The sequence below is a fragment of the Cryptosporangium japonicum genome (assembly GCF_039524755.1).
GTDB lineage: Bacteria > Actinomycetota > Actinomycetes > Mycobacteriales > Cryptosporangiaceae > Cryptosporangium > Cryptosporangium japonicum.
In genome coordinates this window covers 103,833-115,355 of record NZ_BAAAGX010000022.1, presented here as the reverse complement: position 1 = coordinate 115,355, position 11,523 = coordinate 103,833, and the positions used below count along the sequence as shown (strand labels likewise).

The 11,523-nt window shown below is 69.9% G+C and carries 11 protein-coding genes; 6 read left to right on the top strand and 5 right to left on the bottom strand.

Annotated features, from left to right (window positions below; all coding sequences use genetic code 11):
• Positions 1–140 precede the first annotated feature (140 nt).
• The 4 genes from ABD437_RS27890 to ABD437_RS27875 form a co-directional block, all read right to left on the bottom strand.
• Positions 141–1,811 carry a glycoside hydrolase family 3 protein gene (locus ABD437_RS27890; protein ID WP_425558264.1) on the bottom strand — a complete coding sequence of 557 codons (1,671 nt, stop codon included), beginning with the start codon at positions 1,809–1,811 and terminating at the stop codon, positions 141–143.
• A gap of 85 nt (positions 1,812–1,896) precedes the next feature.
• Positions 1,897–2,388 (bottom strand): DUF3145 domain-containing protein, encoded by a 492-nt coding sequence (locus ABD437_RS27885; protein WP_344651907.1) that lies wholly within the window; start codon positions 2,386–2,388, stop codon positions 1,897–1,899.
• 111 nt (positions 2,389–2,499) lie between these two features.
• Positions 2,500–3,372, bottom strand: coding sequence for a potassium channel family protein (locus tag ABD437_RS27880; RefSeq protein WP_344651906.1), 873 nt, complete (start codon positions 3,370–3,372; stop codon positions 2,500–2,502).
• Between the two features lie 21 nt (positions 3,373–3,393).
• Positions 3,394–4,119, bottom strand: coding sequence for a hypothetical protein (locus tag ABD437_RS27875; protein WP_344651905.1), 726 nt, complete (start codon positions 4,117–4,119; stop codon positions 3,394–3,396).
• Positions 4,120–4,398: 279 nt separating this feature from the next.
• On the opposite strand from ABD437_RS27875, the gene ABD437_RS27870 reads away from it, so the two are divergent.
• The 6 genes from ABD437_RS27870 to ABD437_RS27845 all read left to right on the top strand — a co-directional run bounded on the left by ABD437_RS27870 (position 4,399) and on the right by ABD437_RS27845 (position 10,720).
• A complete protein-coding gene (locus ABD437_RS27870) occupies positions 4,399–4,677 on the top strand; it encodes a hypothetical protein (RefSeq protein ID WP_344651904.1) in 279 nt (92 codons plus the stop codon).
• An 81-nt stretch (positions 4,678–4,758) separates the two neighbouring features.
• Positions 4,759–5,775, top strand: coding sequence for a LacI family DNA-binding transcriptional regulator (locus tag ABD437_RS27865; protein ID WP_344651903.1), 1,017 nt, complete (start codon positions 4,759–4,761; stop codon positions 5,773–5,775).
• An 84-nt stretch (positions 5,776–5,859) separates the two neighbouring features.
• A complete protein-coding gene (locus tag ABD437_RS27860; protein ID WP_344651902.1) occupies positions 5,860–7,083 on the top strand; it encodes a sugar ABC transporter substrate-binding protein in 1,224 nt (407 codons plus the stop codon).
• On the top strand, positions 7,076–7,945 hold the full coding sequence (locus tag ABD437_RS27855; RefSeq protein WP_344651901.1) for a carbohydrate ABC transporter permease: 870 nt from the start codon (positions 7,076–7,078) through the stop codon (positions 7,943–7,945). The genes ABD437_RS27860 and ABD437_RS27855 overlap by 8 nt, the downstream gene beginning before the upstream one ends.
• Positions 7,942–8,742, top strand: coding sequence for a carbohydrate ABC transporter permease (locus ABD437_RS27850; protein ID WP_344651900.1), 801 nt, complete (start codon positions 7,942–7,944; stop codon positions 8,740–8,742). Before ABD437_RS27855 ends, ABD437_RS27850 begins: the two co-directional genes overlap by 4 nt.
• Positions 8,743–8,752: 10 nt before the next feature.
• Positions 8,753–10,720, top strand: coding sequence for a glycoside hydrolase family 31 protein (locus ABD437_RS27845; RefSeq protein WP_344651899.1), 1,968 nt, complete (start codon positions 8,753–8,755; stop codon positions 10,718–10,720).
• Here ABD437_RS27845 and ABD437_RS27840 read toward each other — a convergent pair.
• Positions 10,717–11,523, bottom strand: coding sequence for a metallophosphoesterase family protein (locus tag ABD437_RS27840; protein ID WP_344651898.1), 807 nt, complete (start codon positions 11,521–11,523; stop codon positions 10,717–10,719). The genes ABD437_RS27845 and ABD437_RS27840 overlap by 4 nt on opposite strands.

The window sequence follows — 11,523 nt, the reverse complement described above, 5'->3', positions numbered from 1 at the left end:
CGTCACTCCGATACAGGAGTGTTGCCACGACCATATGAATCCAAGGCCTACAACGGCCCCGGTAGCCCCGAAAACCCGTCGTAACCCCGAGAACCCGCCGTAGCCCCGAGAACCCGAAGCCCCGAAGCCCGAAGAACCCGTTACGAGCACGCGGAGCGCGGTAGGCCCGCTACGGGTACGGGTGAGAGGCCCGGGGCCTTGGCTCGGCCGGTCAGTACTGCGGCCAGCGCGTTCATCGAGGACTCCGCGGTGCCGTACGTGGCCAGCAGCGTCGGGGACTTCGCCGCGGCCAGCAGGTACGGCGTGTCCGTGGCCACCGTCACCGAGGCCGGGCGGAGGTCCGCCGCGGTGTCCAGGTAGCCGGTCAGGTGGATCGAGTCCCCACCGGCGCCGACCTTCACGCCGGCCCGGCCCAGGGCCGCGGACAGGAACTGGCGGGACTCGGCGGACCCGCCGGTGATCGTCACCGGGCCGCGCACCAGCGCACCGGAGCACTTGCCGCGCAGCAGGGTGACCGCCGCCGCGGCGGCGCGCTCCACGGCCGCGACGTGCTCGGCCGACTTCAGCGTGTCCAGCCCCGGCACGGCCGGCCGCGACGCCAGCTTCACGGTGAGGACCCGCGTCACCGCCTCCACCGCCCGCGCCCGGGGCAGCCGCCCGGACTTCAACGCCCCCAGCAGCGCCTGCTGGGCCCCCCTCACGTCCGGCGGCAACAGCAGCAGGTCGTTGCCGGCCAGCACCGCACGCACCGCCACCTCACCGGCCGAGTACTTGTCGGTGAGCGCCTTCATGTCCAGCCCGTCGGTGACCACCATCCCGGTGAACCCCAGCTCGCCACGCAGCAGGTCGGTGAGCACCTTGTGGCTCAACGAGGCGGGGGTGCCGGGGTCGATCGCCTCGACGTCCAGGTGCCCGGACATCACGATGCGGCTCCCGGCGTCGATACCGGCCTGGAACGGGGCCAGATCGTCCTTCTCGAGCGTGGAGCGGTCCTGCCCCAGCACCGGGATCGCCTCGTGGCTGTCGACGTCGGTGTGGCCGTGGCCGGGGAAGTGCTTGAGCGCGGTGGCCACGCCCGCCTTCTGGTACCCGCGGACGGAGGCCACGACCTGACGGCTCACCAGCGCCGGGTCGGCGCCGAACGACCGGGACCCGATCACGGTGTTGCCGGGGCCGCCGATCACGTCCGCGTCCGGCGCGAAGTCGACGTCGATGCCGAGCGCCGCGAGTTCCGCGCCGGACACGGCGGCGGCCTGCTCGGTCAGCGCCGGGTCGTCGGCGGCTCCGAACGCCATCGCGGTGGGCAGCCGGGTGACCCCGTCGCGGATCCGGGTGACGGTGCCGTGTTCCTGGTCGACGCCGATCATCAGCGGGACGCCGGCGGGCAGCTCGGCGGCGGTCTTCTGCAGCCCGTCGGTGAACTTCCGCACCTGGGCCGGCGAGCCGATGTTCGACGCCGGGTTCGTGGGCGCGGTCGGGTCGTCGGAGGCGCGGCGCACCAGGATCACGCCACCGAGCCGGTACTTCGTGATGATCTCCGACGGGGTGCCGGCGCCGGTGCGGGCCCGGTTCAGCTCGCGCGTGGAGTCGCTGACCTCGTCCGGGTCGTCGCCGTAGACGAACGGCATGAGCATCTGCCCGACTAAGTCGACGTCCGCGAGCTTCGAGGCGATGGCCCGCGCCTGCGCCGCCGCGTCCCCGGAGGCGGGAGCGGCCCGCGACGGGGACGCGTCCGGCGACGACGACCGGTCACGCGTCACCCAGAGACCGCCGGCCACGAGCCCGACCACCACGACACCGGCGATCGCCAGGAACAGCGGTCGCCGGGATCCACCCCCGGGGCGGTCGAAACGGCTGGGGGCAATCCGAGCGTGACGGGCCACTGCCCCACCGTACTCAGCCCGTGCGGTGCAGCCAGGTGACCGGGGCACCGTCGCCGGCGTGACGGTACGGCTCGAGTTCGAGGTCCCACTCGGCGGCCAGGAGCTTCTCCAGGCCGTGCGCGAGCGCATCCGGGCCGGCGGCGGTGGCCAGCAGGCTACGCAGGCGGTCCTCGGACACCATGATGTCGCCGTTGGCGCTCATCGTGCTGCGGTGCACACCCCGGCCGGGGACGTGCATGATCCGCTCCCCGTCGACGCCGGGGCTGGGTTCCTCGGTGATCTCGAACCGGGTCATCGGCCACGCGCGCAGCGCGGTGGCGATCTCGCCGGCCGTCCCCGGGCTGCCGGTCCACTGGGACTCGGTACGCAGGGTCGTAGGATCGGCGTGTTGTGCCGTCCACTTCAGATTCACGGGCACGCCAAGGACCCGTGCGACAGCCCACTCCACATGCGGGCACACCGCAGGCGGGCAGGAGTGGACGTACAAAACGCCACGTGCTGACACCGGAGACCTCCCGAAGGAACGAGGTACGCCTTCCCCAACGCTCTCGTCCATCGATAGGTCGACACTCATGATGCCCTCGGGGCGGGTGTCGTGCCAAGCCGTTCTGCCCGGTCAGATGCCTAGATCATCGCGCGTCAGAGCCGGTTCTGTACCGGTTCTGCCCTTTTCGGCGTGTCGCGTGTCGTCAACTTGACCCACCACGTCGTCAAGTCGACTCTCCAAACGCTCCAACCGCTGAGACAGTTCTCTCACCGCGGAGAGCATCTCGGTGTCCCGATCGACCTCCTCCTCGACCGCGGAGGCGACCGCGGTGAACTGCCCGATGAACCAGGCCGCGATGCTGGCGGTGACGATGCCCAGGATCGCGATGCCGGCCAGCATGAGCACCGCGGCCATCGCCCGCCCCTGAGCGGTCACCGGGAACCGGTCGCCGTACCCGACCGTCGTCATCGTCGTCATCGCCCACCAGAGGGCGTCGGGGAACGTGCGGATGTTCGCGTCGGGGTTGTCGCGCTCGGCGCCGTAGACGGTCACCGCGCCCGCGAACAGGACGCCGATCGCGAGGATCGCGGTGTAGGTGCCGGTCCGCACGGCCAGGCTCTGCCGGGAGAGCCGCCCCACCATGCTGACGAGCCCCAGCAGCCGCGGCAGCACCGCGACGATCCGCAGGCCCCGGAGCGGAGGAATGAGGACGACGACCAGGTCCGGGAGATGATCCCGGACGAATCGCCCCCGTTCGGGCGCCAGCACGAAGCGGGTCAGGTACTCGACGACAAAAATGCCCCAGATCGTGACGTCGGCCCAGTGGAACCACTCCCGGGCCGACGCCGAGAGGTTCCGGTCGAGCACCGGCCAGACCAGCACGACGACGAACACCACGGAGAGCCCGAGCATGACGTCGTCGGTGCGATCGACGAAGCGCTGGTAGGCGCCACCTCGGCGGGCTCTCGTCAGCCAGCCGTCACGGGGCTCCCACCAGCGCATTCATCGAGTGTGCAAAAAAATTCAGCCCCGCGCATCAGCCGGTCGGCGCCGCGAGTACACCGCACCGCTCTCGGACTGGAAACTGGCCGTCTCCGGACCCGTGCGCTGCGGCCACCGCGGTTTGTCGTCGACCTCGCCGGGCAGGGACGCGGCCGGGATGTCCTGACGCTCGGGAACCGGCGGCAGCGCCTCGGTGGGGGTCTCCACCGGCGCCGCCGCGGCCTGCGTCTCCTTGGCCTTGCGCATCTCGGCGGCGAACTTCGCCAGCTCCGACTCCGAGGCCTTGACCTTGACCTGCGAGGCCTTCTCCAGGTTCTCGTAGAACATGCCGAGGTGGTGGGCCACCGCGCCGATCACCGCGGGCACCAGCGGCAGGATCCACTCGGTCCAGACACCCGGCGTGGCCGCCCGCGCGATGACGATCGCGGCCAGCGCGGCACCCGACCCCTTGGCCAGCGCGCGCAGGAACGCCATCGCGATCAGCACCAGCCCCGACAACCGGCTCGTGTCGGTGACGGCGAGCGCACGGGCGTCGCGTCGGCCGAGGTACATGCCGGCGAGCGCGGCGGTCACCGAGAACCCGACCGCGGCACCCCACATCGTGCTGCCGGAGACCAGCCGGATCGCCACCCCCGCGATCGCGCCGCTGCCGATGGCGATCGCACCCTGCATCCAGTCGACCTTCTGGCCCGGATACCAGTACTGCGTCTCCGCGTCGTCCCCGCGCTTCTTGACGTAACGACCCATGATCTTGTCTCCGATCCCGTCGCCACGGACCAGTAGAACCCCGAAACCCCAACCCTCGTCGCTGAGGGTGCCTATTCAATTCTGAAGAGTAGTTGTCAGAAAAGCACGAGCTGACGCCAAGTAAGTAGGGCTCACGTCCCGAAGGAACGTGAGTGAATCGGCTCGCGACCCCGCCTGATTACTCGGCGTCCCGACCTACTCAGACACCCCGATCATCCCGGCGGGCGCGCCGGTACCACCCGCACGAACTTTCGAACGCGAGTTCGATACGGTGCCTCTATGCAGCGCGAACACCCGTCAGAAAACAGTCCGGAACCGGCACGTGAATTCTGGGTGCGGGTCGCGATTGACGGTACCGCCCGAATTGTTCGGGTGGTGGCTCGTTCGCCCCAGGACGCGCTGCGCCGGTTCGGTCAGGATCTCCATCGCGGCGGGCGTCTGCAGTACTCCACCGCCGACGGCGAACTCGTTGTCGAGTGGGGCAACGTGGCCACTTTGGAGGTCGGTCCGATCGTCCGGGTCGTCCGTATCGTCGAGCGCCCGGACGGGCGGTCCTGAAACCCGACCCTTGCGCGGACGACGGTGAACGGCTTAACCTCGCCGCCATCGATACGCATCGATAGCTCCGGGGAGGTCGCGTTGAGCACGTTCACGAGCAAGGACGTCGCCCGCCTCGCCGGCGTCTCGCAGAGCACGGTCTCGTACGTGATGAGCGGCAAGCGCCCGATCTCCGACGAGACCCGCCGCCGCGTCCTCGACGCGATCGACCGCCTCACCTACGAGCCCAACGCCGGTGCCCGCGCGCTCGCCAGCCAGCGGACGACGGTCGTCGGGCTGGTGGTGCCGTTCGGGGTGGGCGTCGACACCACCGGCCTGCTGCCGTTCATCGAGACGATCGCGGGCGTCGCCCGTACCCGCGACCACGACGTGCTGCTGGTGACCGCGGACGAGGGTTCGGCGGGCATCCGGCGGCTGGCCGGCCGCTCGCTGTGCGACGCGATCATCCTGATGGACCTGCAGACCGTCGACGATCGCCTCGCGGTCGCCGCGAACGTCCGCACGCCGGTGATCCTGATCGGCGTCCCGGCCGACCCGCACGGCATGCACTGCGTCGACCTGGACTTCGCCGAGGCCGCTCGGCTCGCGGTCGGTGAGCTCGCCGCGACCGGCCACGACCGCCTGGCGCTGATCGGCCATCCGGCCGACATCGTGCACCGCGACCTGAACTACGTCCGGCGCTTCGCCGACGCCGCCCGGGCGGCGGCCGACGCGCACGGCCTGCCGCTGGAGGTCATCGCTCCGGTCGAGTGGGGCCGGGAAGCTGCCCGGGGCGCCGCGGCGCGGCTCGCGGCGATCGAGGCCCGGCGGCTGGGCGTCGTGGTCCCGGCGTCGAACACGGTTCAGCCGCTCCTGCACGCGCTGAACGCCCGTGGCCTGGTGCCCGGGCGGGACCTGTCGGTGATCGGCCTGCTCACCGACGCGGCGGCGGCGGAGGCCGAGCCGCCGGTCACGAACGTCTCGCTGGAGCCCAGGGACGTTTCCCGGCGGGCCATGGAGACGCTGTTCCGCCTGCTCGAGGACCGGACGGCGCCACCCCGGATCGACTTGATCACCCCGAAGCTCACCCGACGACAGACGGTACTGCCCGGCCCGTAGCTCTTCCCCCGGGTCGGGGCGCTCCCACGTGCCGTTCATCGATACGCATCGACGATCAACCCTCATCACGGAAGGACCCAGCTCATGGATCAGCGTCGATCGATGGTTCGCGCCGCGGCCGCACTGGCTCTGGCGCTCCCGCTCGCGCTCGCCGGGTGCGGCGGCGGAGGGAGCGGCTCGGGCGGCGACCCGACCAAGTTACGCGTCCTCGACTACTACAACAACGAACCCGACAAGGCCGTCTACACCAAGGTGCTCAACGCCTGCGCCGCCGAGAACAAGGTGACGATCCAGCGCGAGGCGGTGCCCGGCGACACCCTCATCCAGAAGGTGCTGCAGCAGAGCTCGTCCCGGACGCTGCCGGACGTCCTCATGCTCGACAACCCCGACCTGCAGCAGATCGCGGCGACCGGGGCGCTCTCCCCGCTCAGCGACTACGATCTGAAGGCCGACGGGTACGTGCCCGGCGTCGTCGCCGCGTCGACCTACAAGGACAAGCTCTACGGCCTGCAGCCGGTGACGAACACGATCGGGCTGTTCTACAACAAGGACATCCTGGCCGCGGCCGGCGTGCAGCCACCGACGACCTGGGAAGAGCTGCGTGCCGCGGCGAAGAAGCTCACCAAGGGCAAGCAGTACGGCATCGGGTTCTCCGCACCGGCCAACTACGAGGGCACCTGGCAGTTCCTGCCGTTCATGTGGTCCAACGGCGGGGACGAGAAGAACATCGCCACGCCCGAGACCGCCGCGGCCCTGCAGCTCTGGGTGGATCTGGTGAAGGACGGTTCGGCCTCGAAGTCGGTGCTGAACTGGACCCAGGCCGACGTCAACGACCAGTTCAAGGCCGGCAACGCCGCGATGATGGTCAACGGCCCGTGGCAGTTCCCGGTGCTCAACGAGGACACGAACCTGCACTACGACGTGGTGCCGATCCCGGCGCCGAAGGCCGGCGGCACCGCGGTGGCCCCGCTCGGCGGCGAGACCTGGACGGTCCCGAACACCGGCAACAAGGACAAGCAGAAGAACGCCGCGAAGATCGTCGAGTGCCTCAACAGCGACGAGAACCAGCTGCTGCTGGCCAAGGAGCGGCAGACGGTCCCGACGAAGACCTCGCTGCAGGACAAGTTCGTCGCCGACGTGCCGACCATGAAGGCGTTCAGCACGCTGGTGAAGGACGCCCGCGCGCGCACCGGTGAGCTGGGCGCCGACTGGCCGAAGGCCGCCACCAAGATCTACACGGCGGTCCAGGCCGCGTTGACCGGCGGCGCGACACCGCAGAAGGCGCTGCAGGACGCACAGAATGGTTGATTCACGTCGCCGGCACCGGGCGCTGGAAGTCCTGTTCCTGGTGCCGGCGGTGGCCTACCTGGTGCTGTTCTTCGGGTACCCGATCGTCAAGAACCTCGCGATGGGCTTCCAGGAGTACACGACCTCGACGTTCTACACCGGCGAGGCACCGTGGGTGGGGTTCGCGAACTACAGCGCGGTGATCGGCTCGTCGGTCTTCGGCCAGGCGCTGCTCAACACCGCGGTGTTCACGGTGGCGTCGATCGCCGGGCAGTTCGTGCTCGGCCTGGGGATCGCGCTGTACTTCCGGCGGCGGTTCCCGCTGTCGGGGCTGCTGCGCTCGCTGATCCTGCTGCCCTGGCTGATCCCGCTGATCGTGGCGAGCGCCATCTGGCGTTGGATCCTCGACCAGGACAACGGGGCGCTCAACCGGGTGATCCCCGGTAGCCCGGGCTGGTTGACCAGCACCTCGCTCGCGCTGATCGCCTGCATCATCGTCAACATCTGGATCGGGATCCCGTTCAACACGACGATCCTGTACGGCGGGCTGCAGGACATCCCGCCCGACCTGTACGAGGCGGCGGCGCTGGACGGTGCCACCGGCTGGCGGGCGTTCCGGTACGTCACCTGGCCGCTGTTGCGACCGGTGGTGAACGTCGTCCTGGTGCTGGGGCTGGTCTACACGATCAAGGTGCTCGACCTGATCCTCGGCCTCACCCGGGGTGGTCCGGCGAACGCCACCCAGACGCTGGCGACGCAGTCGTACCACCTGTCGTTCGTGGAGTTCGACTTCGGGCAGGGTGCGGCGCTGGGCAACATCCTGATCGCGATCTCGCTGGTGTTCGCGTTCGTCTACCTGCGCTCGGCCCGGAGGGAAGCATGAAGGGCTGGGGCTGGACGGCCGGCGGGGTGCTCATCCTGGCCGTGGTGCTGTTCCCGATCTACTGGATGGTCAACGTCTCGCTGCAGCCCTCCAGCGGGGCGGCGTTCACGCCGTGGGTGCCGGTCGAGCTGGACTTCTCCGGCTACTCCAAGGCGCTCCGCGACCAGGGCGGTCACTTGTTGACCAGCCTGATCATCTCGGTGGGCAGCGTCGTGCTCAGTCTGCTGATCGCGACGCCGGCGGCCTACGCGCTGGCCCACTTCCGGGTCCGCGGCGCCGGGATCGTGCTGCTGGGGGTTCTGCTCAGCCAGATGGTGCCGGGCATCGTCGTGGCCAACGCGCTGTACACCGCGTACAACGACCTGGGTCTGCTGAACTCGTACTTCGGCCTGATCCTCGCGGACTCCACCGCCGGTATCCCGTTCGCGATGCTCATCCTGCGCGCGTACATGGGCGCGCTGCCGCGCGAGGTGATCGAGGCCGCCTGGGTCGACGGCGCCGGACCGGTGCGGACCTTCCGGTCGATCGTGTTGCCGATGAGCCGCAACGCGCTGGTCACCGGCGCGCTCTTCACGTTCCTGTTCACCTGGGGCGACTTCCTGTTCGCGCTCACGCTCACCACGACCGAGGACGTCCGCCCGGTGACGCTCGGTCTGTACACGTACGTCGGAAGTTTCGTGAAGGACTGGAGTTCGGTGATGGCCACCGCGGTCCTCGCGTCGATCCCCGCGGTCGTGCTGCTCGTGGTCGCGCAGCGGTACGTCGCCGCCGGTACCACCGCCGGCTCGCTCAAGTAGGAGGCACACCATGGACGCACTGGAAGTCCGCTTTCAGCACGAAGTACTCCGGATCGAGCCCTGGGGAACCGACAGCGTGCGGGTGCGGTCCGCGCGGGAGCAGATTCCGGCGTCCGACGTGGGCGCGCTCCAGGACCGGCCCGAATCCGGGCCGGTCACGATCGGGGACGGCACGCTCGTCAACGGTGAACTGACCGTCACCGTCACCCTGCCCGAGGACGACGGCTACCCGTTCCCGATGGTGGCGTTCACCCGCACCTCCACCGGCGAGGAGCTCCTGGCCGAGGAGCGGGAGCACTTCTGGTGGCCGGGAGCGCGCGTGCACTACGGCAACCGGTCGGGCTCCGGTGAGCTGCACCAGCAGTTCAAGGCCTACCCCGGCGAGCGGCTCTACGGGATGGGGCAGCGCACCCACGGCCGACTCGACCACAAGGGACTCGCGCTGGACCTGGTGCAGCGCAACGCCGAGGTGTCGATCCCGTTCGTGCTGAGCAACCGCGGCTACGGTTTCCTCTGGAACAACCCGGCGGTGGGGCGGGTGGAGTTCGCCGACAACGTGACCCGGTGGACGGCCACCCAGGCGCGGGCCATCGACTACTGGATCACGGTGGGCTCACCGGCGTCGATCCTGTCCCGGTACGCCGACGCCACCGGGCACGCGCCGAAGCTGCCGTCGTGGGCGAGCGGGTTCTGGCAGTGCAAGCTGCGCTACCGCAACCAGGAGGAGCTCCTGGAGGTCGCCCGAGAGCACAAGCGCCGAGGGTTGCCGCTGGAGGTGATCGTCAGCGACTTCTTCCACTGGACGGCGATGGGCGACTACAAGTTCGACCCGGCGGAGTACCCGGACCCGGCCGCGATGATGGCCGAACTCGACGAGCTCGGCGTCCGGCTCATGGTGTCGATCTGGCCGACGATCTCGCCGCTGTCGGAGAACTACCCGAAGCTGCGTGACGAGGGGATGCTCGTCGGTACCGACCAGGGCGCGGAGTTCCACGCCACGATCCGCGACAAAGGCATGCCGGTCCCGATGCCGATCGCGTTCCACGACCCCACCAACCCGGCGACCCGCGAGTTCCTCTGGTCGGTGGCGAAGAAGAACTATTACGACCTCGGCGTCCGGGTGTGGTGGCTGGACGCGTGCGAACCCGAGCTGAACCCGGGTCACCCGGCGAACCTCGCGCTGCACGCCGGCCCCGGCGCGGAGACGATAAACGTGTACCCGCGGGACACCGCGCGGATGTTCGCCGACGGGATGGCCTCCACCGACGACCCCGAGACCGTGCTGCTGTGCCGCTCGGCCTGGGCCGGCTCGCAGAAGTACGCCGCCGCGGTGTGGTCGGGTGACATCCCCGCCACCTGGGACGCGCTGCGCCGCCAGGTGCGTGCCGGGCTGTCGATCGCGATCGCCGGCATCCCCTGGTGGACCACCGACATCGGCGGTTTCCACGGCGGTGACGCGTCCGACGAGGCCTACCGGGAGCTCATGGTCCGCTGGTTCCAGTACGGGGCGTTCTGCCCGCTGTTCCGGCTGCACGGCAACCGCGAACCCCGGATGTCGACCGGCTGGGACATGACCGGCGGGCCGAACGAGGTGTGGGAGTTCGGGGACACCGCGTACCCGATCATCAGGGACGTGATGTTCATGCGGGAGCGGCTGCGCCCGTACCTGCACGCCCAGCTGGACCGGGCGTCGTCGGAGGGGCTGCCGGCCATGCGTCCGCTCTTCGTCGACTTCCCCGACGACGCCACCGCGTGGGAGATCGACGACCAGCTGATGTTCGGACCGGACGTGCTGGTGGCACCGGTGCTGGAGGCCGGCGCCCGCTCCCGGCCGGTGTACCTGCCGGCCGGCGCGCGGTGGACCCACGCGTTCTCCGGCGAGGTGTTCGACGGCGGCACCACGATCGAGGCCGACGCCCCGCTCGAGCAGATCCCGGTCTACCTGCGCGACGGCGCCGCGGTTCCGGTGGCCGGCTAGAGGATCACCCGCGGCAGGCCGTGGGGGCGCGAGCGGGGCCGCCACTCGCGCGGGTAGCCGAGGGACACCTCCTCGAACGGCACGCCGTCGACGACGTCGCTCAGCGGAATGTGCAGGTGCCCGTAGACCACGGCCGCGGCCCGGTACCGCAGGTGCCAGTCCGCGGTCAGCGTCGTCCCGCACCACTGCGCGAACTCCGGGTAACGCAGCCGCTTGGTCGGGGCGGGGTGCAGTGGCCAGTGCGAGATCAGCACGGTCTGCCGGTCGGGCGGCAGCTCGGTGTCGAGCCGGGCCGCCGTCGCCTCGACCCGGGCCCGGCACCAGTCGCCGCGCGTCTCGTACGGGTCGGGGTGCAGTACCGCCTCGTCGGTGCAGACGACGCCGACGTCGTAGGCCTGGGCGAGGGCCTGCTCCCGGGTCTGGCCGTCGGGGCGGAACGAGTAGTCGTAGAACGTGAAGAGCGGGGCGATCGTCACGCCGTTGAACACCGGGTACGGGTCCTCGGGCGTGACGACGCCGAGCGCGCGGCACATTTCCACGAGCAGGTCGTACTTGGTGACCCCGCGCGGGGACCCGGGGTCCTTCGGCGAGGTCCAGAGCTCGTGGTTGCCCGGTACCCAGATCACTTTCGCGAACGAGAGCGTCAGCACCTTGAGGGTCCAGGCGACGTGTTCGAGCCGCTCGGCGACGTCACCGGCCACGATCAGCCAGTCGTCCTCGGCGAGCGGGCGGAGCGACCGCACGACGTCGCGGTTTTCCTTGTACCCGACGTGCAGATCGCTGACCGCGAGGAGGTTACCCAC